The organism is Allocellulophaga tsushimaensis (assembly GCF_055383085.1).
Genome location: NZ_AP039451.1, coordinates 866705 through 891208 on the forward strand (window position 1 = coordinate 866705; position 24504 = coordinate 891208).

General features: G+C 32.1%; 18 protein-coding genes. 3 read left to right on the forward strand and 15 right to left on the reverse strand.

From position 1 onward, the window contains the following. Positions 1-179: 179 nt before the first annotated feature. Together ACZ451_RS03855 and uvrC are read right to left on the reverse strand one after the other, a co-directional pair. On the reverse strand, positions 180-2426 hold the full coding sequence (locus tag ACZ451_RS03855; RefSeq protein WP_464215779.1) for a patatin-like phospholipase family protein: 2247 nt from the start codon (positions 2424-2426) through the stop codon (positions 180-182). Position 2427: 1 nt separating this feature from the next. After that, the gene (gene uvrC / locus ACZ451_RS03860) at positions 2428-4218 is read right to left on the reverse strand and encodes an excinuclease ABC subunit UvrC (protein ID WP_464215780.1); all 1791 of its coding nucleotides are present in this window, start codon (positions 4216-4218) and stop codon (positions 2428-2430) included. 504 nt (positions 4219-4722) lie between these two features. On the opposite strand from uvrC, the gene ACZ451_RS03865 reads away from it, so the two are divergent. Beyond that, positions 4723-5286 carry a 5-formyltetrahydrofolate cyclo-ligase gene (locus ACZ451_RS03865; protein ID WP_464215781.1) on the forward strand — a complete coding sequence of 188 codons (564 nt, stop codon included), beginning with the start codon at positions 4723-4725 and terminating at the stop codon, positions 5284-5286. Here the strand turns inward: ACZ451_RS03865 and ACZ451_RS03870 are convergent. The 4 genes from ACZ451_RS03870 to ileS are packed head-to-tail and all read right to left on the reverse strand — an operon-like array spanning position 5274 to position 10455. Next, the gene (locus ACZ451_RS03870; protein WP_464215783.1) at positions 5274-5927 is read right to left on the reverse strand and encodes a lipoprotein signal peptidase; all 654 of its coding nucleotides are present in this window, start codon (positions 5925-5927) and stop codon (positions 5274-5276) included. The two genes, ACZ451_RS03865 and ACZ451_RS03870, sit on opposite strands and share 13 nt — an antisense overlap. A gap of 35 nt (positions 5928-5962) precedes the next feature. Beyond that, the gene (locus ACZ451_RS03875) at positions 5963-6583 is read right to left on the reverse strand and encodes a hypothetical protein (protein WP_464215784.1); all 621 of its coding nucleotides are present in this window, start codon (positions 6581-6583) and stop codon (positions 5963-5965) included. A 43-nt stretch (positions 6584-6626) separates the two neighbouring features. Continuing rightward, the gene (locus tag ACZ451_RS03880; RefSeq protein ID WP_464215785.1) at positions 6627-7010 is read right to left on the reverse strand and encodes a TraR/DksA family transcriptional regulator; all 384 of its coding nucleotides are present in this window, start codon (positions 7008-7010) and stop codon (positions 6627-6629) included. A gap of 4 nt (positions 7011-7014) precedes the next feature. Further along, positions 7015-10455, reverse strand: coding sequence for an isoleucine--tRNA ligase (gene ileS / locus ACZ451_RS03885; RefSeq protein WP_464215786.1), 3441 nt, complete (start codon positions 10453-10455; stop codon positions 7015-7017). 189 nt (positions 10456-10644) lie between these two features. Between ileS and ACZ451_RS03890 the strand changes: the two genes are divergently transcribed. Continuing rightward, positions 10645-11073 carry a hypothetical protein gene (locus ACZ451_RS03890; RefSeq protein ID WP_464215787.1) on the forward strand — a complete coding sequence of 143 codons (429 nt, stop codon included), beginning with the start codon at positions 10645-10647 and terminating at the stop codon, positions 11071-11073. 101 nt (positions 11074-11174) lie between these two features. On the opposite strand, the gene ACZ451_RS03895 is transcribed toward ACZ451_RS03890, so the two are convergent. Both ACZ451_RS03895 and recO read right to left on the reverse strand, forming a co-directional pair. Continuing rightward, positions 11175-13586 (reverse strand): TonB-dependent receptor, encoded by a 2412-nt coding sequence (locus ACZ451_RS03895; RefSeq protein ID WP_464215788.1) that lies wholly within the window; start codon positions 13584-13586, stop codon positions 11175-11177. A 1-nt stretch (position 13587) separates the two neighbouring features. Continuing rightward, a complete protein-coding gene (recO, locus tag ACZ451_RS03900; protein ID WP_464215789.1) occupies positions 13588-14307 on the reverse strand; it encodes a DNA repair protein RecO in 720 nt (239 codons plus the stop codon). A gap of 117 nt (positions 14308-14424) precedes the next feature. Between recO and ACZ451_RS03905 the strand changes: the two genes are divergently transcribed. After that, positions 14425-15756 (forward strand): hypothetical protein, encoded by a 1332-nt coding sequence (locus ACZ451_RS03905; RefSeq protein ID WP_464215790.1) that lies wholly within the window; start codon positions 14425-14427, stop codon positions 15754-15756. 49 nt (positions 15757-15805) lie between these two features. On the opposite strand, the gene ACZ451_RS03910 is transcribed toward ACZ451_RS03905, so the two are convergent. The 7 genes from ACZ451_RS03910 to ACZ451_RS03940 form a co-directional block, all read right to left on the reverse strand. Then, positions 15806-16228: a hypothetical protein gene (locus ACZ451_RS03910; RefSeq protein WP_464215791.1), complete on the reverse strand. Its 423-nt coding sequence runs from the start codon at positions 16226-16228 to the stop codon at positions 15806-15808. Between the two features lie 300 nt (positions 16229-16528). After that, entirely contained in the window at positions 16529-17929 is a 1401-nt protein-coding gene (locus ACZ451_RS03915) for an alpha/beta fold hydrolase (protein ID WP_464215792.1), read from the reverse strand. A gap of 366 nt (positions 17930-18295) precedes the next feature. Further along, complete coding sequence (locus tag ACZ451_RS03920; RefSeq protein ID WP_464216889.1) at positions 18296-18721, reverse strand: hypothetical protein; 426 nt, start codon at positions 18719-18721, stop codon at positions 18296-18298. Positions 18722-18831: 110 nt separating this feature from the next. Next, the gene (locus tag ACZ451_RS03925) at positions 18832-19710 is read right to left on the reverse strand and encodes a hypothetical protein (RefSeq protein WP_464215793.1); all 879 of its coding nucleotides are present in this window, start codon (positions 19708-19710) and stop codon (positions 18832-18834) included. Positions 19711-19893: 183 nt separating this feature from the next. Continuing rightward, positions 19894-20694, reverse strand: a complete 801-nt coding sequence (locus tag ACZ451_RS03930; RefSeq protein WP_464215794.1) for a DUF4249 family protein — start codon at positions 20692-20694, stop codon at positions 19894-19896. Between the two features lie 4 nt (positions 20695-20698). After that, positions 20699-23389, reverse strand: a complete 2691-nt coding sequence (locus ACZ451_RS03935; protein WP_464215795.1) for a carboxypeptidase-like regulatory domain-containing protein — start codon at positions 23387-23389, stop codon at positions 20699-20701. Between the two features lie 87 nt (positions 23390-23476). Next, entirely contained in the window at positions 23477-24445 is a 969-nt protein-coding gene (locus ACZ451_RS03940; protein WP_464215796.1) for a FecR family protein, read from the reverse strand. Positions 24446-24504 lie beyond the last annotated feature (59 nt).

Sequence of the window (24504 nt, forward strand, 5' to 3'; positions counted from 1 at the left end):
TTGAAAACTATATGATATTATTTGTGTATGTACTTTATAATTGTAAAATTAAAGTACCTTATCTGAGGTGAAAAAGTAACTATTTTACCACATTGCCCTAAGATGGGCTGTTATATCAACTCTAAATTGTAACATAATACAAATATCGGAATAAATGTTTATAACTAACATTAAAGTCATTAAAACCAGTATCCTAAACTAAAAAATACATTATTATTATTTATATCTGGTGCTCTGGTATATCTGATTTGTACGGGACCCATAAAGGATTCCCAACCGTACCCAATGCTATACCCAAAAAATGAAGGTTCTGTAAACCATTCTCCTGTTCTAAACAAATCATCATCTACATTTGCAAAATTTGCTGCAAATAAAAGATGATGCTTTGGAGCTATTTTATAATCAATTTGCGCATTTGTTTTTATATAACTATTCCCCGGTAAACTGATAAAGTCATACCCTAAAAAAGGGATGAAATTATTTATTTGAGTCGTTCCATAACCTCCTAAAATAAAATCAAAAGAAGTTACAGCTGAGGTACCTAACTTAAACCCTGCTTCTGTTTCTATATTTAACGAAAGGTTTTTAGCAAACGGAAAGGCTACACCGATTTTTCCTTGTGCTATAGAAAATTCTTTAAAGGTATTTGTAAAGTCGGAAGATGCTACATAAAAATGAAAATCCCCATCAAAAAACAGGCCTTTAGAAGGAAAATATTTATCATTGTATGTGTCGTATGTGAGTCTTCCATAAGCACTAAAAAAATTACTTTTATCAAAAATCAAGGCATCGTTAATCTCATCTGCAACACTATTAATTCCATTAAGTGTTTTTGTGTTATAGTTAATAAACTTGTGTTCTGCTCCAATAGTAAAAGCAAACTCTTCATTAATAACCGTTTGGAGGTATAACTGATTGGTAAAATCTGAAAAACTTAAGTTTATCCTGTTTATATTAGGATCTTCGGGCGCATCAAAATTAGAAGCTAATACACTATAATCTACTTCTCTTTCGAAACCAATAAATCTTGAATTAATTCCAAAACTCCAATAACTTCCTTTATCAATATAATACTGAAAATTATACCTTAAATTATCTCCTAAAATAAAATCAAAAGAAACAATATCATCTTTTGACAATAAATTTTTCTGAGTTAAATTTATAATTGCTGCGCTTTTCAATAAATTATCATAATGCAAACCCAATCTTAAAAAGGTTTTATCCTTATTTTCTTTAAGTTTTAAAACAAGGTTTGTACTATTACCCATGGGAAGCAATCTATATCGAATTGTATTAAAATTCCCTGTAGCGGATAAGTTATTAAGGCCTTGCTGTAATTTTTCAAATGTAATTGGTTTATCTAAATTATAACGTAATTTACCTTTCACATAACCTCTCGTATAATTCTGATTACCGCTTAGTATAAGATGATCTATTTGTATGGTATCATTTAGCGAAATAGGAATTATTGGTTTTTCTGTCCTGTTTTGTAATGATGCAAGTTGTTTTAACGCTGAAAATTGTGCTCTTGCTTCTATTTCACCTTTTTCTATAATTTCATCTACTAAACCAAAATCTACAACCGAATATTTTTTAATATCTGGCTTAAGGTAGATATCGGTTTTAATAGATTTTTTAATCATATCATTAACCGTTCTATAATTATTAATTTGCTGAAATATATCTGTGGCTGAGTTTAATGATTCTCTGTTTGCTAATTCAGCCTGTACATCAATACCAATAATTACATCGGCACCCATTTCCTTTACTTTATCAATAGGATAATTATTTACAACACCACCATCTACTAAAATTTCATTATTAATTTCTGATGGTTCAAAAAGTGACGGGAATGTACCACTTGCCATAATTGCTTCAGGTAAATACCCACTTTTAAGTACAACCTCTTCTCCTGTTTCTACATTTGTTGCTATGCAGAAAAAAGGAATAGACAGTTTATTAAAATCATCTATATGTTTTACATGATACAGCAAACGAACCAATTCATTATAAATATTTTGTCCACTTGATATTGCCGAAGGAAAAGAAACTTTAAACTTATTAAAAGGCAATGTTAAGGTATATCGTTCTGAATCTTCTTTTTCATAAAATGTCTTTACATCGCGTGGTAAATTATTCTGAATAAGGGCATTAAAATCTGTACTTCTAAAAATAGAATCGAGTTGTTTTGCAGAATAACCAGAAGCATACAATGCTCCTACAATTGCGCCCATACTTGAACCTCCTATATAATCTATCTTAATACCAGCCTCTTCTATAACTTTTAAGGCACCTATATGCGCAAAACCTTTAGCACCACCGCCACTTAATACTAAACCAACTTTTAAATCTAATTCTTCTTCCTCTTGTGCAAATACACAAAAAGAGAGCAAAAAACTGATTATTAGAATGGTTTTTTTAAACATCTTAACTTTTAAATTTTTGATAGATTTTTTTAGCTTTAGAAATTCCAACGATACTCGCTAAACTATCTATACTGGCTTCTTTAATTCTTTTTACCGATTTAAATTTTTTCAATAATTCTTCTGCTGTTTTTCCTCCAATTCCTTCAATACTTTCTAATTCGGAATTTATAGCCGCTTTACTTCTTTTATTTCTATGGAATGTAATTCCAAAACGGTGCGCTTCATTACGCAATTGTTGTATTATTTTTAGGCTTTCAGATTTCTTATCCAAATAAAGTGGTATAGCATCTCCCGGGAAGTAAATTTCTTCTAGGCGCTTGGCAATACCAATAATGGCAATTTTACCTCTAAGGCCTAATACATCTAAACTTTTTAGAGCAGATGATAACTGTCCCTTACCACCATCTATTACAATAAGTTGTGGTAAAGGTTGGTCTTCTTCTAACAACCTTTTGTAACGTCTAAAAACAACTTCTTCCATAGAAGCAAAATCATCTGGACCTTCTACCGTTTTTATATTATAATGACGATACTCTTTTTTAGATGGTTTTCCATTTTTAAAAACAACACATGCCGCTACTGGGTTTGTACCCTGAATATTAGAATTATCAAAACATTCTATATGCCTAGGTTCTTCTTGCAAACGAATATCTTTTTTCATTTGCGCCATTAATCGGTTGGTATGCCTTTCTGGGTCTACTATTTTTATTTGATTAAAACGTTCTTGTCTGTATAATTTTGCATTACGTTCTGATAAATCTAAAATTCTCTTTTTATCTCCTAATTTGGGGATTGTAATTTTCAAGTTTTCTACCAATTCTATTTCAAAAGGAAGGTATAATTCTTTTGATTCTGATTTAAAACGTTCTCTAATTTCTATAATAGCCAACTGTAGCAATGCCTCGTTAGGCTCATCTAATTTCTTTTTAATTTCTAAAGTATGTGACCTTATGATAGCCCCATGAGAAATTTGTAAAAAATTTACATAAGCAAAAACATCATCAGAAATGATTGAAAATACATCTACATTGGTAATTTTTGGATTTACAATGGTAGATTTTACTTGGTAATTTTCTAAAACATCTATTTTTTCCTTTATTTGCTGTGCTTCTTCAAATTTCATTTCTTCTGCTAAAGCTTTCATTTGATGCTTAAAATACTGAAGAGATGATTTAAAATTACCTTTTATAATTTGCCTAATATCTGCTATCTGCCTGTGATATTCTTCTACATCTTGCTTAGCTTCACAAGGTCCTTTACAATTTCCTAAATGGTATTCTAAACAAACTTTATATTTACCAGCAGTTATTTTTTCATGAGACAAATCATAATTACAGGTTCGTAATGGGTATACACTTTTTATTAAATCTAAAAGAATGCGTACCGTTTTCATACTAGTATACGGACCATAATACTCAGAACCATCTTTAAAAAGTCTGCGGGTTGGAAAAATTCTAGGAAACCGTTCATTTTTAATACAGATCCAAGGATAAGATTTATCATCTTTTAATAATACATTATATCTGGGTTGGTATTTTTTAATCAGATTATTTTCAAGCAATAATGCATCAGATTCCGTGGGTACAACAATATGTTTTATAGAACATATTTTTTTTACAAGCACTCTAGTTTTACCATACTCATGATTTTTAGTAAAATAAGAACTTACTCTCTTTTTTAATTTTTTTGCTTTTCCTACATAAAGAATCTTTTCATCCGAATCATAAAATTGGTAGACTCCGGGGCTGTTCGGGAGTGTACTAATCTGTAATTGTAATGATGACTCTTTCATCTGTTCTGGTCTAATTTAATATCCTATGCAAATTACTATGTTTTCTTAAAATAATTACCTTTCTATAGTATTTTAACTCTAAAATTGATGTATTGTGTTTGTAATACTTCTCTATTCATAAATTAGCAATAAGTTATCTTTTTAAATGAATAGACTGTTTCTTGTGTTTTTTACGAATGTAGTATCCTAATTGGGAAATAAACTTTATATATCTGATTTTTAGTAACTTATATTTTTATTGTGATTTTTACACCATTAAAATAGTATAAAATTGTGCATTTCATCGATAAAATCGAACACTTCATGGTTTTCTTTCATTTTTTATTTACTTTTAAGCATCAGAAAAACAACATTGTTATGGAAAATTATATTATTACAATGGGAACCTATCTTATCTTAATGCTCTTTTTTAAGGTATATGTAGCTGTGGCAGCAAAAAAATAAATCATCGAGAATTTTGTTGTTTAAAATCCCCCAAACACGTGTTTCATTAGGATTTCACGAATGCTAAAAAAAGACCTAAGGAAAAAATATCTCGCCAAAAGAAAACTCCTCACGCCAGAGCAAATCTTAGATGAAAGTATTCATATTTCTAATAAGACGTTGTCTTTGCCTATTTGGGGAAATTCTTTTTTCCATATATTCCTTCCTATAGTTGAAAAGAAAGAAATTGATACCAACTTTCTACTTTCTATTCTACAAGGAAAAGATAAAAATATTGTGGTTCCTAAAATGGAAGAAAATTTTAAACTCACCCATTTTTTATTAACTGATAATACCCTTCTTACAAATAATAAATGGAATGTTCCTGAGCCAGTTGATGGTATAGAAATAGCATCAAAAAAAATAGATGTTGTTTTTATTCCTTTATTAGCCTTTGATAGTTTAGGAAATAGAGTTGGTTATGGCAAAGGATATTACGATAATTTTTTAGATGATTGTAGAGACGATGTCATAAAAGTAGGCTTATCTTTTTATGAAGCAACAGAAGAGAACATCACTGATGTATATCAAAAAGATATCCCTTTAAATTTTTGTGTAACGCCTAGTAAAGTTTATGAGTTTTGAATCTCTTCTTTTTTCTTAGGAAAGGCCTTTTTATTAAATACAATTAATATCCCCACACCAGTACTAATTGCCATATCAGCGATATTAAAAACTGGTTCAAAAAAACTAAAAGTCTTCCCTCCAAAATAAGGGATCCAAGAAGGTAAAATAGCATTTTCAATAAAAGGGAAATGAAGCATATCTACCACTTTACCATGAAAAATAGAACCATACGGTTCATCAGAAAATAAAACTGCAATATTCTCTAATTGATAGGAGCTTTCATTAAATAGCACGCCATAAAAAACAGAATCTAAAATATTCCCTAATGCCCCAGCAAAAATTAAGGAAACAGCAATTATTAATGTTTTTGATAATTTTTTTATAATTGTATCATACAACCAATACCCAATACCTGCCACTGCAAAAAGTCTAAAAATAGTAAGTACTAATTTTCCTGTCTCATCAGAAACAGGAAGAAAATCACTGAGTTTTGTGCCCCAAGCTGCACCAGAATTCTCTATAAAAAGAATTTTAAACCAACTAAAAACTTCAACAGCTCCATTATTACCGATAATAAAATGAGTTTTTACATATATTTTACTCCATTGGTCTACAATAAGAATAATAGCAACTAATAATACAGACTTCCTTAAATTCATTCTTTTTTCAAATCGATTTGGCAAAAGTAGCCATATTAATTTACATTTTTAATATCTATATTACCAGTTATTGATTTTAGAGAAAAAACATAATCTCCATACGCTATCCTGTCTTTTTTTATAATCCCGTAACTAGAAGTAGCTTCTACCTGTCCTTTATTAGTATAAACCGTAATGGCACCACTCTGGGTATTCACTTTTGCATACTCGCCAACTTTTGTAAGCACACAACTTCCATCATTTAAAACAATATCTAAATTGCTGTATTGCCCCGTTATCGCCACATTACATGAAGTGCCATATAATTGAAGTTCCGCATACTCTGGAACTTTTACGGTTAATGCTATTGAAATTACTTTATGAGCACTTAATTTGTCATTAGGAGTCTTAAAATTTGGCTGAAATGTTGGGTTTATAATTAAAGTAGCACCTTCTTCAATGAATTCAACTACTATATTTTTTTTGTATTCCCCATCTATTTTTGCCTCAACTATAATTTCATCTGTTTTTATAGTTTCAACTACCACAGAAAAACATTTCTCTGCATTTATTTGAATGGCAGTACTCTTTAATTCGGGAAGTATTTTTCTGATTAGTTTTTGCGCATACAATGAACTAAAGGATAAAAACATTAAAATGTATAAACCCTTTTTCATAGTTTAAATATCACGCAATAACAATTACAGAAAATAAAGATGCTTATTTCTGCATATTCTTTGCCTCAATACTAAGTGTTGCATGTGGCACTAATTTTAAACGCTCTTTGTTTATTAATTTACCAGTAACACGGCAAATTCCGTATGTTTTGTTTTCTATACGCAACACGGCATTCTTTAAATCTCTAATAAACTTTTCTTGGCGAATTGCTAATTGTGTATTTGCCTCTTTACTCATGGTTTGCGAACCTTCTTCAAACGCTTTAAAGGTTGGCGAAGTATCATCAGTACCATTATTACCATCGTTCATATATGAACTTTTAAGCAATTCTAAGTGGCTTTTTGCTTTTTCTATTTTTTCTTCAATAAGAACTTTAAATTCTGCTAAGTCTTTATCAGAATATCTAACTTTTAAGTCTATTGCCATAATTTTAACTTTTTTGGATAAACAATTTTGTATTTACTTCATCAAAAGCAATGATTGTACCATTTTCTAATTTGTCTTCAAAATTTAATTCAGCTGTAAGCGTTTCTGCTTTAATATAATCTATATTGCTCATCACCGCTTCTTCAACTAAACCATCTTTTAAAACTTTAACTATTATTCTATCAGTCACTTCAAAACCAGATTCCTTTCTTAAGTTCTGAATTCTATTTACCAATTCACGAGCTATCCCCTCTTTTTTTAAGCTATTACTTATGGTAACATCTAAAGCAACCGTTAAAAGTCCAGAGCTCGCAACTAACCATCCTTCTATGTCTTGAGAAGAGATCTCTACATCTTGTAACTGTAAAATAATACTTTTATTTTCAATTTCAATAGAAATTTCGCCCTCCTGCTCAATTTTTAGGATGTCTTCTTTAGTAAAACCTGCTACTTTTCCCGCAATTTGTTTCATATCCTTCCCATATTTAGGACCTAAGGTCTTAAAATTGGGCTTAATTTGCTTTACTAAAATGTCTGAAGCATCATCTAAAAGTTCAATTTCTTTAACGTTTACTTCAGATTTTATAAGATTGGATACGGCTACGATTTCTTCTTTCTGTTTGTCATCCAAAACAGGAATCATGATACGCTGTAATGGTTGACGCACTTTTATTTTTTCTTTTTGACGGATAGACAATACCAAAGATGATATGGTTTGTGCTTTTGCCATTTTACTTTCTAATTCCTTATTTACGATAGTAGCATCATACTCAGGAAAGTTTGCCAAATGTACACTCTCAAAAGTTTCTTTTTGTGTTGTTTTTGTTAAATCTGTATACAGTCTGTCCATAAAAAATGGTGCTACTGGGGCCGCTAATTTTGCTACGGTAACCAAACAAGTATATAAAGTTTGGTAAGCTGCTATTTTATCTTTCTCGTACTCTCCTTTCCAAAAACGTCTTCTACACAAACGTACATACCAATTGCTAAGATTCTCCTGTACATAATCAGAAATTGCTCTTGTTGCTTTGGTTGGTTCGTAAGCGGCATAGGCTTCATCAACAGTTTTAATAAGCGTATGCAGTTCAGAAAGGATCCACTGATCTATTTCTGCACGTTCGTTAACTGGAATATTTGCTTCTTTATAAGCAAACTCATCTAAATTAGCATAAAGCGAAAAGAAGGAGTATGTATTATAAAGTGTTCCAAAGAATTTACGTTTTACCTCAGCAATTCCTTCAATATCAAACTTTAGGTTATCCCATGGGTTTGCGTTAGAAATCATATACCAACGGGTAGCATCTGCTCCGTGGGTATCCATAGTTTCAAAAGGGTCTGCAGCATTTCCTAAACGCTTAGACATCTTTTTTCCTTCTTTATCTAAAACCAAACCATTAGAAACTACATTTTTATAGGCAACAGAATCAAAAACCATAGTTCCAATAGCATGTAGTGTATAAAACCAACCGCGTGTTTGGTCTACTCCTTCTGCTATAAAATCTGCCGGAAAAGATTCGTTATTGTCAATAAGGTTTTTATTTTCAAATGGATAATGCCATTGTGCATAGGGCATAGAACCACTATCAAACCAAACATCTATTAAATCGCTCTCTCGTTTCATGGGTTTACCAGATGCAGAAACTAAGGTAATCTGATCTACTATATTTTTATGTAGGTCTATTTTATCATAATTAGCGTCAGACATATCACCCACTATAAAATCTTCAAAAATGTCTTTTTCTAAAACCCCTGCAGCTAAAGCCTTTTCCATTTCTTGCTTTAATTCTGCAACAGAACCTATCATAAGTTCTTCCTTACCATCTTCTGTACGCCAGATGGGCAATGGTATGCCCCAATAACGAGAACGAGATAAGTTCCAATCGTTTGCATTAGCCAACCAGTTTCCAAACCTGCCTTCTCCAGTTGCTTTTGGCTTCCAATTTATGGTCTGGTTAAGGGCAAACATTCTATCTTTTACATCAGTTACTTTTATAAACCAAGAATCTAAGGGGTAATATAAAATAGGCTTATCGGTACGCCAACAATTAGGATAACTGTGCACATATTTTTCTACCTTAAAAGCTTTATTCTCTTCCTTTAATTTAATGGCTATTTCAACATCAATAGAACGTTCCGGTGCTTCACTATCGGTATAGTATTCGTTTTTTACATATTTGCCACCAAATTCTTTTAATTCTGGGCGAAATTTCCCTTGTAAATCTACAAGTGGAACGGGATTGTTATGCTCATCTAAAACCAACATTGGCGGAATTTCAGGAACCGCTTGTTTTGCTACAAAAGCATCATCTGCACCAAAAGTTGGTGATGTATGTACTATTCCTGTACCGTCTTCTGTAGTTACAAAATCGCCTGCAATTACTCGGTAAGCATGTTCTGCATTCTGGTAGGGTTGTGTATAATCTATTAATTGTTCATATCTAATCCCTACTAAAGCTGCTCCTTTAGCTTCAGCTATAATTAGGTATGGAATTTTCTTATCTGATTTTGTATACTTTGCTAAAGTATTTTCATCTTCAGCAGCTATAAATTTTCCGCTAAACTGTTTACTAACTAGATTCTTAGCCAAAACAACAGTTGTAGGTTCAAAAGTATATTGATTAAAGGTTTTTACTAAAACATAATCAATCTTTGGTCCTACAGTTAAAGCTGTATTAGAGGGTAATGTCCAAGGTGTTGTGGTCCAAGCTAGAAAAAAGAATTCCTCCCCCGACCCCTCCAAAGGAGGGGAGATTCCAAACGCCTTACAGATATCATTCTGGGCTCCCCCTTTGGGGGTTAGGGGGCTTCGAAACTGTGCAGTAACCGTAGTATCTGTAACATCTTGGTAGGTTCCTGGTTGGTTTAGCTCATGTGAGCTTAGTCCGGTTCCTGCTTTTGGAGAATAAGGTTGTATGGTATATCCTTTGTATATGAGACCTTTATCATAAATCTGTTTTAACAACCACCATACAGATTCCATATATTTAGACTTGTAGGTGATATAAGGGTCGTCCATATCTACCCAATACCCAACTTGCTGGGTCATCTTATTCCAAACATCTGTATAGCGCATTACAGCTTTTTTACAAGCAGCGTTATATTCTTCTACAGAAATTTTAGTCCCTATATCTTCTTTGGTAATCCCAAGTTCTTTCTCAACACCAAGTTCAATAGGTAGTCCGTGTGTATCCCAACCTGCTTTGCGTTTTACCTGAAAACCTTTCATGGTTTTGTATCTAGGAAAAATATCTTTGATAGTACGTGCCATTACATGGTGTATCCCTGGCATCCCATTTGCAGAGGGAGGGCCTTCAAAAAAGACATAACTTTTTTTACCATCTTTTGATGATACACTTTTTTCAAAAATAGCATTCTCCTCCCAATAGGCTAGAATTTCTTCCGCTACCTTAGGCAAATCTAATCCTTTATGTTCCGCAAACTTCATAATAACTGCTTCTGGTACTTCATTTTAAGGCTGCAAAATTATAAATTTAGATTGAATAAAACAGCCTACTTTAAGAATGTTATACAATAAGTAGTTAAAGAATTAGTTAATGGTAAAGGATTTTAAAGTCTAAATACAACTATTGTACGTATATTACAACAACTAATCATTAACTAATAAATTAAAAAAATGAGAAAAGTAATTTTGAGTACCGCATTAATGTTAGCATTTAGTGCATCGTTTGTATCGTGTAAAGAAGCTACTGATAAAGCTAAAGAAACTACTGAGGCAGCAGCAAAAGCTGGTGATGAAGCTGTGGATAAAATGAAAGAAGCTGGCGACGATATGAAAAAAGCGGGTGAAGAGGCCATGGATAAAGTAAAAGAGGCTGGCGATGACATGAAAAAAGCTGGTGAAGAAACTATGGATAAAGCTAAAGAAATGGGTAAAGAGGCCATGGATAAAGCAAAAGCTGCTGGTGATGACATGAAAAAGGCGGGTGAAGAAACTATGGATAAAGCCAAAGAAATGGGTAAAGATGCTATAGATAAAGCTAAAACTGCTGGTGATGATATGAAAAAAGCAGGTGAAAAGGCCATGAATAAAGTAAAGCAGTAATACATATTTTTGTAAAAAATAGTGAAAGCCTGAAAATTATATTTTCAGGCTTTTTTATATCAAAAAATATAATCTGATCTTACTCCTCTTTATATATATTGCTAAAACTGATACCCTAATCCTAAAATAAGATTAAGTCCTGGAGCAGAAATTCCAGAAGAATAACTTCTATATCTCTGGTTGGTAAGATTCTCTAGACTAAAAGTTGCTTTTAAGGCATTAGAAATATTATAATTAGAACGGAAATTTAAAGTATACCAAGAGGGCGAAAAAGGGTTTCCATTAGCATCCAGATCATATAAAAATTCTTTGTTTCTTTCTGATGTTGCTAAATCATCGAAAGGAATTTCTCCATTATAATTTAAAAACAAATCTGCTTTTATTTTTTGATTTTTCCATACCAAATGAAAATCTCCAAAAGTAGGGGCTACATGCCTCGCAGGAGTTTCGGTACCGTCTTCTTCTTCTTCCAAACCCTCTGTAATGGTTAAGTTTGTATTAATAGATAGTTTTTCGGTTAAAAAAACATCTGCACCTAATTCAAACCCATATACAAAAGCTTTTGCTGCATTTTGTATGGCCTGTACATTACTCAATTCTCCATTAAAATCTATTTCTCTAAGCCCATTAAATTCAAAGTCTCTACGAACAAGTGCATCTACTAAATAGGTATAAAAAGTGGTGCCTTTAAACACCACTTTATTATTAAAGTTTTTGCTAAATCCCAACTCAACATTATAGGCATATTCTGGTTCTAAATCTATATTAGGCACCACCACAGAACCAGGTTCTGAGTCAAAAACTTTACCAATATCATCTATATTAGGCGCTCTAAAACCTGTTGAGCCATTTAATGTTATTTGTAAATCTCTTTTAGGAAACCAACTAAAGCCAATACTACCAGTTAAGGCTCCAGTACTTAAATCCGCAGTTTCAAAAGGAAACGGAAAAAAGGTATCATCAAATGTAGCATCTACCCATACATGACTATAACGCAAACCAGATAATAAGGTAAAATTAGGCCTTCCTTTGTATTCTGCATTAATATAACCTGCAGCAGTTTGCCATGTAGAATCATCTGGGTGACGCGAAACATTGGGTACTACCACATTGGTTTCAATATTTTCCTGACTTCCAACAGAGTTTACTTTATTAAAGATATATTCCCCTCCATAATACAACCTTAAATTTCCAATCCTCTTGTTCTCAAAATCAATGTTAGCCGAAATGGCATCTACATTTTCTTTTGTGGTAAACCGATCTAGGCTTTGAAAATCACGATCGTTTCTACTTTCCTCAAAATGCTGATAAGCCGTTGTAATTTTTAAACCATCGTAAAATTTACCTTTACCGTTTTTAGAAAATTGGAGGTTGCTCATAAACCATTTTTGTGGGCCATAAAACCATTCCGCAGAGCGTAAACCTGTACCGTCGCTATTTGGTCGAATTAACCGATCGTATCTAGAATAATCTGAGGTTTCTGAGTAAAAAGTTCCCAAACTTAAATCCCAATCTGTATTGGGCTTAAAAGCAATTTTCTGCATCAAATTAATCTGATCATAACCTGTAGGCGTTTGCCTTCTGGGCTTATCATTAGCTACTAAAACATCCTCTCCATTAATACGTTGCACCAAATTATTTCGTAAAAAAGCATCCGGGCCATTGGCTCCAGTTACTAAATCACCAAAACTATTATAGGAAATACTGGTGAGATAGGCCCATTTCTTTTTCCCGATATTAAAATCTAAATGCACCGTATTTTCATTAGTTGCCGATGAAAAGCGATAATTAGCATTTCCAGAAAAGCTACCTCCTTCAGTAGAAGACATGGTTGCTTCTTTAGTAAAAAAGTTCATTACACCACCTATGGCATCACTACCATATATTACGGAGCCCGGACCAAAAATAACTTCTGTGTTTTTTACAGAAAAAGGATCTATAGAAATTACATTTTGGATATTACCCCCTCTAAAAATAGCATTATTCATCCGTACCCCATCAACAGATAACAATAACCTATTGGTAGCAAATCCTCTAATTAAAGGACTACCACCTCCTAATTGACTTTTTTGAACAAAAACTTTACCACTATTTCTAAGGAGATCAGCAGCCGTTAGTGGATTGCTAAATGCGATGCTTCTAGCATCTATAGCTACTATTTTTTGTGGAATATCTTTTCGTTGTTGCTCCCATTTAGAGATAGATACCACAACAGGATCTAGTTGTTGCGCTTTGGCCACTAAAAAAATTCGCTTATTCTTTTTTAAAGCTTGGTTTTTTGTGCTTTTAAAAATCTCATAACTTACATGTTTAAAGGTAATTCGCTCATTATTAGAAAAAACAGAAAGATCACATTTTCCGTCAAAATCAGATAAAGTCGTTTTGCTTTTATCTATATTATAAACCGCTACGTTAAGGATAGGCTCTTTTGTATCAAAGTCCAGAATTGTTATTTCTTGGGCAGAAACTAACTTTAAAAAAAGAAAAAATATGATAAAAAATACTTTATTCATATCAACTAAAAACTTCGTTCAAAACAGCAAGAGATTTGGGCTTTCTAAATCCGTGCAAATGTAATTCAAAATAAAGAATTATAGCCTCTAACAACTGCTGTCTATTGGCTTTATTCATCTTTATGGTATGAATACTATCAAAATTTATGCCCAAAAACCTTTTAAAATAATTTAAATTTTCACCCATTATCATAGGGTTTAAAGATACTTTATACACAAATTCTCCTTCTAGCAAATCAAAATATGGCGCGTTGATTTCTGTAGTATCGGGTTGAAAGCCAAAATAGCGTGTTAAAGTAAGTAAAAAAAAGAGGTGAAAGTTCGCAATTTCATCATGCGTATCTAACCATTGTAAAGCCGCTTCCATAAAATGAAACAATGCTGTATTATCTTCTTCTTCATGTATACTATTGGCTAGTATTTCCGCTAAAAAAAAGCTAAGTGCATTTTTTGCAATGTTACTGTGTATGGTTTGGTAATGATAACTTGGTCTTGCCTCTTTAATCCGTTCTAAGCCACCTTTATTTTTGTGTGTCGCAATAATTTCTAATTGCATTAACACCTGAAAATAGGCTGTTTTAAGTTTTCCTTTTTTAGACGCAAGAATACCACGCAATAGGTATGATTTTAAGCCATCAGATGCGGTAAAAGCTTTTACAATTAGGCTTGTATCTCCATATTTTAAGGCAGATAAAACAATAGCTTTAGTAGTGACCTGCATACATTAAAAAGGTTTAGGCAAAGATAAGTTGATTTAAACAAAAAGTTGAATGGTGCGAAATAGAATACTGCTCCTTAATTGCTTAAAATTACTATATTTAAAACTTAAATTGTTTTAATGGAATACAACAGTCCCAATTTTAAAAAGTGGTTAGATAAACTACAACAAGAAAGCTGGCAACTAGAATTACTTATCTCTGGGTTTGCCATTTATGGGCTTATCGCTTCAATGGACGCTATTTTAGCCGAAACTACTCTAGCGGCAGAAGATGGAGATATATTTGCTACGTCTTTCTGGGGTTTTATTATAAATGCAATAGTTATACTTATTATTAACCTCGTTATCCATGTCGTTTTACGAGGTTTATGGATAGGAGCTATTGGACTGCGCTATATCTCTGGTGATATTGACTTTGACTCCCTTAATTATTCAGAAAAATTTACCAATCATCTTAAAAAAAAGGTAGGCTCTTTTGATAAATACATTTCTAATCTAGAAAATTATTGTAGTATCATTTTTGCATTATCATTTTTACTCATATTTTATGTAATTAGTTATTTTTTATTACTACTATTTTTGGGTGCTTTTATTTGGTTAATTAAAGACACTGGAATTATACCTGATAATATTGGGAAAGTAATAGCCCTAATTTTTCTGCCAATCATAGGGTTCTGTATTATAATTGTATTCATAGATTTTGTTGGGCAAGGGTTTTTAAAAAGAAAAAAATGGACTTCTAAAATTTATTTTCCCATCTATCGCTTGTTTAGTATCCTTACTGCTTCTGTTATTTACCGCCCCTTATTGTATAATTTTTTAGACAATAAATTTGCGAGGAGAATTAGTAGAATGATTGTGCCTTTCTATATTGTATTAGGGCTATTATCTACTATTATTAATATAAAGTCTAATTACTTAGCTAAAGACAATTCTTCTTCTAAAATACAAAGTAACAATGCTAATTATGATGAATTACTAACAGAGAAGACATATGTTGCTATAGCATCAATACCGTCTAAAGTAATTGAAACACCATATCTCAAAACATTTTTAGTATATAAAAAACAAATGGAAGATTTTGTTTTTGAAAAGGATAGTACTCTAAAACCAGATACCGATATTCGCGGATATGATTCCTCAATAATAAACGAATTTAGGGCTGAGGCTAAGGGCTTAAAAAACAATAAAATCTCAAAAAAATACTTAGACGTTATCAATACACTGTACACCTTACAAATTGATTCTGTAGCATATCCTAGCGATTTTGTGATTAGCACAAATAAAAAAAACCGTTTGGGTTTTGAAAACTATATAGGCCTTAAACAATTACATGATGGCAAGCATTTATTATACATTATTGGCCCCACCAAAGATGAACGAAATAGAAAAAGCGAAACCAAACAAGATACTTTAGTTACAATCCCCTTTTGGTATTATAGTAAGGATTGAATTGGGTTGAAGAAAAATCTTTTACCTACTCTAGAAGTAGTATATATTTTTATTGCACTTTTTTTAGAAACCAAATACCTCCAACATATTCAACAACATCTTGATCAAATTCATTGCTAAAAATTTGTTCTATTTGCCAATTACCATATATGGCTTGATTTTTATCATCACAAAAGCCTATATGGTCAATATCTAATTTACCTTCCTGAATTTCTATTTGATTAGTAAGTTCGTCAATTTGAGGGTGTATCGGATATGTTTTCACAAAAGAGATCATATCATCTTCTCTAAACCCTTTTATTGTTGCTCCAGATGGTACCGAAAGATCAGATTCTTCCTCAGTACTACTCCCTGTAAAGGAATTATTTTTACTAGTTATAACCACTTGAAATTTTATACGTTCCCCAAAAAATGGAAGAATATAGCCTTCTCCATATTCGTAGTACCCTTCCCAATTACCCTCTAAATTCATTCTGTATGTTTATGTATTTAAACTTTACCTTTCTTTTGTATTAAAATTATTCTTGTCATTAAAATAAATATTATACCAAAAACAATCAAAATTGGAGTACCGATTATGTATAATATATGAATCAAACAACCATCACCTGAACATGGCATATTACCCATAATTATTAAAATAATCGAAAAGATTAAAAGTAAAATTGTTATAGTGTATAATACCCAAAAAATTATTCTCATCGTTTATTTAAACTTTCATTATTACACTTACTTTTCTCAAAAGAGAATCATCTAATATTTCAATCCTTTTTTAGAGCCCTGACCTAGACAAATTCCATCTAATGATCTTCTTTTCAACACTACAATCTGTATTAGGTCTCTGGGTAGGATTGTTGAGAAAATCTTCAGCTACTTGGAAAAAACAAGGGTTAAATAGATTATGGCTATCATCTAAAAAAATTAATTCATAAGCGTTTTTCAAATGCTGTATTGCTACTTTAGCATTACTAACGGGAGTAACATGATCTAAACCACCACTTACTACTAAGGTTGGGATATCTGAAACTACTGCTTGGTCTTCTATCTCTGAAGCTCTATAAGGATGCCAATTATTTAATGACTCCATCGCTAGATTAGAAGACATAAATAAATGAAATGCAATTTCAGATTGTTTTATAGCTGCTACCATAGCTACTTCGTCATAAAAAGGAAGTTCTTCATAAACCATTACCGAATAGTTCATGGGCCAATTAATTATATTAGAGGTATTTTCAATAGCTTTTATAGCATTTAGAAGAGGTTCTTTTTCTTCATTTTCTAGAGCCTCAATAAGTAAAGGGATATCTCCTATAGAACGACGATCATAAAGATTTAAGAAAAGTATTGTTAAGGCATCTTGAGGATTTAGAATAAATGGCTTGCCTTCATAATCAAAATGTAAAGGGTCTGATTGTAATTTATTTATTGCTATTAACAAGCGTTCTTTTAAATTTGGGTATCGTTTATTACAGTCTTCATTTTTCGCACAACGCTCAAGAACGGTAAAAAGAGAATTTTCAAGATTTTGTATATTATCGTTTAGAATATCTGTTTCTGGGGCAAGGACCCCTGCAATAACAGCACTTTGAACACTTTTTGGGAAATCACGCATTATTGTTAAGCCTAACCTTGAACCATAAGAGACTCCAAAAAGATTCCATTTTTTATAACCCAATGCTTTTCGTAAATCCTCAAAATCAGCAGCATTTTCTTTACTTGTATATCCTGCAAGGTCTACCTCATCGTTTTTCATAGTTTCTTTGCACTCGGAAAATATAGCGTTAATGGCCCTTATTTCGCCCTCTTTGTTAAGGTCTTGTCTAATAATAGCAAATAGCGAATCTCCCATTTCGGTACAGTTTGCTTCTGATGCACCTGTTCCACGCTGATCCATTAGTATAATATCTCTATCGTTTCTAAGAGAATGATTTTTCCAAAATTCTTCCATAGTCAAGGTTGCCGCGCCAGGACCGCCTTGCAAAAAAACAATAGGTGCCTTTTGGGAATTGGCCTTTTTTGCCTTTAGTACCTTATATACCAGTCTAAGGGTTCTAGAATTAGATTTTTTTCGGTTTTCAGGTACTTCTAGAATTCCATCTATAACTTCATTTGAAGAAGTTGTAGTACAGGCAGATAAGAGAACTGACAAAACTAAAATAATCCATGAACGCATATGTATTCAAAATGTATTGATCCTATAAGACCTATTAATAATTAAGTTCCTTTTACCTTTAATACTATTTTTTATTAAAAACGAGATCTGTAGGGTTTTGAAATCATATAAAGTACTTTTTTTACAAAACTTAGCCTATAATAAAGATATTAGCTTTGGCATTGCTACTAATCTAGTTGATTTTTTATTGTTTTGAAAGTATCTCTAGAAATTTGCTTGTGAATTTCTAGAGTTTTATTAAAATTATCATTTAAACAACACCCGTAAATCTCACACTATAAAACACTCCAGATTTGCAATACTGTTTTTGAATACATATAAACCTATCAGGTTTTAAAAACCTGACAGGTTGTTGTAAAACACTTTTTAATTTAATTTTCTTTTAAAGATATAGCGTGTAATAAAAATACCAGCTCCGTCTTTATCACCCGCATCACTTTCTACTCCGCTTGTTACAAATAGCAAATCCCAACCTTCTGAAATCATTGTTGTTAATTTTGATGAAATTAAGGCGTCATTTGCCGCTATATTTTGAAATCGGATCCCTGATATACTATAAAAGTTTAATAATTTTGTTTCCTCAAAATCCTTTAACCGAATCTCTTTTCTTTTAGACTTATTTCTAGTATTATCCTCTTTTGTTTGTACAGAAGTAAACTGTTTATAATCTCTTTCTTCATTTGTTGAAATTAAACGCGATCTACCCAAGCCACTAGGGATAATAGATTCTACACTTGTAATTACTTTTACTTCAAATTCTTGTTTTGCGGTTTCTTGTGCAAAAACATTCATTGTTAGCAATATAAATACTACTGCTATTACTGTTCCTTTTAATTTTCTCATTTTATTTTATTTATGTTATTGTATCGTTTTTTTTTGAATTGTGGAGTTATTATTTAAGGTTATAGTTTAATCCCGAAGGCATCATTAAAACCCTGTAAAAGAAATTCTCCGATAGTGTCTTCGTGGTTGCCACCTCCGGCAAGTATATTCGTATTTTTAGACCTTAAAAACTGTACTTCTTCTGGAGTGAGGCTACCAACCGCTTCATCTGTGGCTCCATACACATAGGTTATGTTAGATAAATCATCAATGGTACTAAAAAGTTGTGTATACCTATTCATTAAAAATCCAGCACCAATTCTATTGAGATTTCTTTCTTTAGCAGCTGGATCTGGGTCTGCTTTTACAATGGGCGTAATGCCATCTTCAAAAAATCCATCTCTTCCTTCAGCAGCCCCTTGCCATATTACATCGTTCATATCTAATCTACCTGTCATAATTAGATATTTATCAGCACTATCGATTCCTTTTTTTGCAATCAACTCTTGTGTTATAAATGCACCAAATGAAAGTCCAAACACATACACTGTTCGGTCTTGATTTTTAAAATACGCAACCGTTTTATATAGCATTTCTATACTTTCTGCATTAAAGGAATTAGCTTCATCTAATGTAATATCATTGTCTTTTACTATAGTAGAATCTAATGTTTGTAATTGGTGCACAGCTACAGTTAAAATATCTGTACGATTAAGAGTTGCCGAAATTTCGTCTACTAAATCTGTACCAAATTCTGTACTAGGGCCACCCGGTATAGTGATGAGCACAGTAGATGCTTTTTCGTTTCCTTTAAAATAAATTATATCTTTAATTTCTTCCGATATTTCAAGATCAACTGCTACAAGAGGGGGCTGTTCTTCTTTCTTAGAACAAGAGCATATAAAAATTGCAAATAATACTAAAATAAGTGTTGTTTTGTACTTGTGATACTGTTTCATAATAATCTGTTTTAAATATTAATTTTGTTTATAATAATTTAATAGGGGGTACACCTAAACCAAAGGAACTCCCTTACTCATAATGAACTGTACTTCATTAAAAGATACTTTTTGGTAAAAATTAATTGATAGGTCAGGGTGTTTTAATACGCTAACTAGTTTATAAAAAGTGGTAGATATTGTTTAGAAATCCATAGTGATTGTGCTAAACCCAGCTATACCAAAATTGCCAAGTGCCAATGTATTAGTTGTGGTATTAGTAACATTGCCAACAATATTTATGGGTGAAAAGATAGTTGCTAAAAACTGGTCATCTTGGGTACTCAGTACATTAACATAAAACTGAAAAGTATTAAAGCTAATGGAATGAAGACTTATGATTACCGTACTATCATCTTCTATTGTATTTGTAATGTCTAATTTTTTTTCTAAACCTTCATTTACAACATTATCATTGAATACGCCCCAATCATCAGTAACCAATAGTCCTTCTTTAAAAACTTCTAGGCGAATTAAGTAGAAATTTTGCTGCTCTACTGGACCTGTAAAGGTAATTTGAACTTTGTCTTCATTTTTTACGATATCTGTAATCTGGACAGGGTTTAGTATTTCCTCTTTTGATGTAAGCACCGTTTGATCTTGTAAAATGACTTCGATCCAATAGCTGTTTCCAATAATTGGGGTGATCATTTCCGATGTCTGATATTCCCCATCGACTACAGTAAACGAATCAGAAACCAATGAGACTGTATTTGATACATCTCTAGTAAATAATGAAACTTGTGCATCATTTACAGCACTAAAACTTTCATCGGTTACAGGAACCGTTTTTTGTATTTGAACCGATACAAAATCAGTTTCACTGGTAAGTAAACCAGAAATAAATACTTGCTCTTCAAATTCAAAATCTGGAGAAATGGTATCGAAACAACTTGTTAATACGCTTAAGAAAACAAGTGTTGTGTATATATATCGTTTTTTCATGATACTAAAATTTAAAATTGTAAGAAATAAATGGGATTGGGGCTCCGATTAAAGAAATCTGCCCTGTTTCTAGTTTGTTATCCTTTAAAATGGAATTGATGGAAAATGCATTTTTATTGCCATACATATTATACAAACCAAAATTCCAGCTTCCAACCCAGCGTCTTTCAGGCTTAGCTGTTGGCCTGTAGGTAAAAGAAATATCTGCTCTATGTGTATCTGGAAGTCTAAATGCATTTCTATTTGAATAGGTAAGAAATGATTCTCCATTAAAACGAAGTCTACCATTAGGTTGTGTAGTAGGTCTTCCTGTTTGATAGGTGAAAAAAGCGCCTATTTCCCATTTTTTAGACAATTTATAATTGGCTGTGAAATTGAATATGTGTGGCCTATCAAAATCCGAAGAAAAATAATCGCCATTATTGATCTGTTCTGAAGAGAAATTACTTTTTGTTTTTCGTTTTGTTACCGAATAGGTATAATTTGCATTCCCTGTTACTTTTCCTTTGTTTTTATATGCTGCCAATTCTAAGCCATACGAAAAACCCTTTGCAGGTACTAATTCGGTTTCTATGTTATCGACTACTCCTAACCGAGCTCCATTTTTATATTCAACTATATTATCAAATGTTTTATAATAGCCTTCAAAAGAAAAGTTATATGTCTGTTCTTTAGAATCATATGCATAGCCTGCAGAAAACTGATTCACCTCTAATGGCGCTATATGCTCCCCAGCAGGTTTCCATATATCATTAGGTAAAACTACTGTTTGATTGGTAATTAAATGAACGTATTGAAACATTCTATTGTACCCAACTTTAAAGGCTTTTCGGTCATTTAGATCATATTTTAATGCTATACGCGGTTCCAAACCAGCATAGCTTTTAGATATTTCGTTCTTTTTAAAACTTCTACTTCCAATAATTGTAGTTGGCGTTTGAGGAAAATTAGGGTCATAGATGGCAATATCCTCTGGTCCTAAATTTCCAAACCAAGAAAACCGCAAACCTGCATCTAATGACAATTTATCCCATTGCTTCTCCATACTATAATAGGCTGCTAATTCTAATGCTTTTTCATTGTCAAGAGTTTCCACAACTTCATTACTTCTTACTTCAGGAATAAAATGATATAAATTACTAAAAAGACCAAATCTCATTTTTGTAGTAGGATCCAAATAATACGTGAAATCGGGTTTAAAAATCCAATTTTCAATAGATCTATCCAGTAATATTTCAAAATCTGCATTTTCGTTTTCCTGTGCTATGCCTAAATCGAACTTATAGGTGCTATAAATCCCTGTTATATTTGCAAATAATTTATTAGAAAAAATATGATTCCATCGTAAGGTGGCAGTAGCATTTGTCCAACCAAGGTCAAGATCAACATCAGACCCTCCTTCATCTCCTTCTTCTGTTTGATCAAGTTTTATGACATCCGCAGCAAAAAAACCTGAGGCATATAACTTATTCTTTTCGTTAATATTCCATGTAAGCTTTGTGTTTAAATCATAAAAGTGAAATTTTTTCGCAGGGATATCTTCTATTAAGGGAAAAAACAAATCAAAGTAAGACCGCCTACCTGAAAGCAAAAAACTCACTTTATCTTTTTGAATAGGCCCCTGTAGCGTAAGTCTTGAAAACAATAAACCCAAACCGCCTTCACCTTCTATCTTTTTTAGGTTACCATTTTTCTGTTGAATATCTAGTACTGATGACGCTCTTCCTCCAAAACGTGCAGGAATTCCTCCTTTATACAATTTTACATCCTTAATAGCATCTGCATTGAAAATAGAGAATAATCCAAATAAATGAGAAGTATTGTATAAAGGAGCTTCATCTACTAAAATTAGGTTTTGATCTACATTTCCGCCTCGAGCATTATAACCACTCGTTCCTTCACCAACACTACTAATTCCGGGTTGTGTTAAAATGGCTCGCGTAATATCTGGTTCACCAAAAAAAGCTGGCAGTTTTTTTATTTCTGCAGGTGTTAAACTCGTTGTACCGCCTTGGGTTACTTTTACCTGACTTTTAGTATACTGATTAGATGTTAGTATAACTTCATCTAACTCACTTGAAGACGGCTGAAGTGCTATATTTAAACTCCTATTGCTATTTAAATCAACTTCTACTTCTTTAGCTGCATAGCCTAAATAGGACACTTCAAAAAGATAATCTCCTTTAGGTAGTGTTATAGCATAAAAACCATACGCATTAGTATATACTCCTTTACTAATAGGTTTTACACTAATACTAGCCCCTAACAAGGTTTCTCCTGTATCTGCATCTGTGACTACGCCATTAACCGTAAAACGATCACTTTCTTTTTTGGCTTTAGAAAGAATAATATGATTTTTTTTGATTTTATAAGAAATGGCTGCACTTTTAAAAAGCAAAGCAATTGTTTCTATAATATCTTTTTCTAAAACTTGAATGCTAAAATTTTGATTTACATCTATAACATCATTATTTAGAATAAAGCTATAGGATGTTTGCGCTTCTATTTTACTTATAATAGATTTTAAGGAACTGTTTTCTTCCTCTAAAGTAATTCTGTCTTGAGAAAACCCACTAAATGCCATGAGTTGAAGACAAAAAAACAGATAAAAAAAGAACGATAGTTTCATTAAAAAAATGGTTTTTCTTGAACTACTTTTTGGCCATAACATGACCTCAGAAGGGTTTAATTTCATAAATTTGAATACTGTTAATTTATACTGATTTCGCGATTAGAATTTTTTAACTTTTATAGTGGGAAAATGCCAGTTTTCCCACTTTTTTTATTTTACGATCCACTCATTGGTTGCTGTATTTAGTTTGTAATTAAAGTCTCTTGAAATTTTTAGGATTTCAAAAATCTCATCTATAGGGGTTGTATCATCAAAAGAACCTGTAAACTTAGAATTTGCTATAGCTTCATTTTTAAAATTGATTTGTATATTAAATTGCGTTTTTAGGTCTATTGCTATTGCTTTAAAGGTTTTGTTATTAAATTGTATTTTCCCTTCTTTCCAAGCAATCCTAGCGTCGTTAAGATCCATTTTAGTCTTCACCACTTCTTTTCTATCCTTATAAAAAGTCACTTTATCATTAGGAATCATGATGATGCTATTTTTAAATTGTGTATCAGAAGTAACCTCAACTTTACCGGTAAGTAATTTTGTTTCCGTAATTGGACCAGTTACATACGATTTCACGTTAAAGCTAGTTCCTAAAGCTTTTACAGTAATCTGATCTGGAGTTGTTACCGTAAATGGATGTTCTTTATCTTTTGCAACTTCAAAGAAGCCTTCTCCATCTAAGTACAAAGTTCTAGGGCTTTCAGGATTATAGGATAATGTACTTGATGCATTTAACCAAACCTTAGAACCGTCTGATAATTCTATACTCTTTTGTTCCCCAAAAGTGGTCTGTACAATGATTAGATTGTTATTTGATGCTATATATTGATAAGTATATGTTGCAGAAATTATAAGTATAATTACGGCAGCGTACTTCATTATATTTTTCCAAGGTTTTGCTTTTTGCGTTTCAGTGGTTTTTACGCTATTAAAAAATTGTTTTTTTGCTGTTTCAATAGATGGGGTTTGCTCAATAGAATTTGTATAAATAGCTTTGGTTTGGTCAAGTAACTTTTTATCAAACGCATCCGATTCCATCCATGTCACTACTTTTTGTATGGTTTCTGTATCTGCTGTTTTGGAGATATAGGCCCAAAGTTCGGTTTCTGTAATTTGTGGATGTTTCATAATAAGGCTATTAATACTTATAAGACGTTTGCCACAAAGTACTACCCTATTTTAAAATG

Bases quoted from the DNA above. Each gene is read 5' to 3' on its own strand.
- ACZ451_RS03855 (WP_464215779.1), bottom strand. From the start codon at position 2,426: ATGTTTAAAAAAACCATTCTAATAATCAGTTTTTTGCTCTCTTTTTGT.
- uvrC (WP_464215780.1), bottom strand. From the start codon at position 4,218: ATGAAAGAGTCATCATTACAATTACAGATTAGTACACTCCCGAACAGC.
- ACZ451_RS03865 (WP_464215781.1), top strand. From the start codon at position 4,723: ATGCTAAAAAAAGACCTAAGGAAAAAATATCTCGCCAAAAGAAAACTC.
- ACZ451_RS03870 (WP_464215783.1), bottom strand. From the start codon at position 5,927: ATGAATTTAAGGAAGTCTGTATTATTAGTTGCTATTATTCTTATTGTA.
- ACZ451_RS03875 (WP_464215784.1), bottom strand. From the start codon at position 6,583: ATGAAAAAGGGTTTATACATTTTAATGTTTTTATCCTTTAGTTCATTG.
- ACZ451_RS03880 (WP_464215785.1), bottom strand. From the start codon at position 7,010: ATGGCAATAGACTTAAAAGTTAGATATTCTGATAAAGACTTAGCAGAA.
- ileS (WP_464215786.1), bottom strand. From the start codon at position 10,455: ATGAAGTTTGCGGAACATAAAGGATTAGATTTGCCTAAGGTAGCGGAA.
- ACZ451_RS03890 (WP_464215787.1), top strand. From the start codon at position 10,645: ATGAGAAAAGTAATTTTGAGTACCGCATTAATGTTAGCATTTAGTGCA.
- ACZ451_RS03895 (WP_464215788.1), bottom strand. From the start codon at position 13,586: ATGAATAAAGTATTTTTTATCATATTTTTTCTTTTTTTAAAGTTAGTT.
- recO (WP_464215789.1), bottom strand. From the start codon at position 14,307: ATGCAGGTCACTACTAAAGCTATTGTTTTATCTGCCTTAAAATATGGA.
- ACZ451_RS03905 (WP_464215790.1), top strand. From the start codon at position 14,425: ATGGAATACAACAGTCCCAATTTTAAAAAGTGGTTAGATAAACTACAA.
- ACZ451_RS03910 (WP_464215791.1), bottom strand. From the start codon at position 16,228: ATGAATTTAGAGGGTAATTGGGAAGGGTACTACGAATATGGAGAAGGC.
- ACZ451_RS03915 (WP_464215792.1), bottom strand. From the start codon at position 17,929: ATGCGTTCATGGATTATTTTAGTTTTGTCAGTTCTCTTATCTGCCTGT.
- ACZ451_RS03920 (WP_464216889.1), bottom strand. From the start codon at position 18,721: ATGAATGTTTTTGCACAAGAAACCGCAAAACAAGAATTTGAAGTAAAA.
- ACZ451_RS03925 (WP_464215793.1), bottom strand. From the start codon at position 19,710: ATGAAACAGTATCACAAGTACAAAACAACACTTATTTTAGTATTATTT.
- ACZ451_RS03930 (WP_464215794.1), bottom strand. From the start codon at position 20,694: ATGAAAAAACGATATATATACACAACACTTGTTTTCTTAAGCGTATTA.
- ACZ451_RS03935 (WP_464215795.1), bottom strand. From the start codon at position 23,389: ATGAAATTAAACCCTTCTGAGGTCATGTTATGGCCAAAAAGTAGTTCA.
- ACZ451_RS03940 (WP_464215796.1), bottom strand. From the start codon at position 24,445: ATGAAACATCCACAAATTACAGAAACCGAACTTTGGGCCTATATCTCC.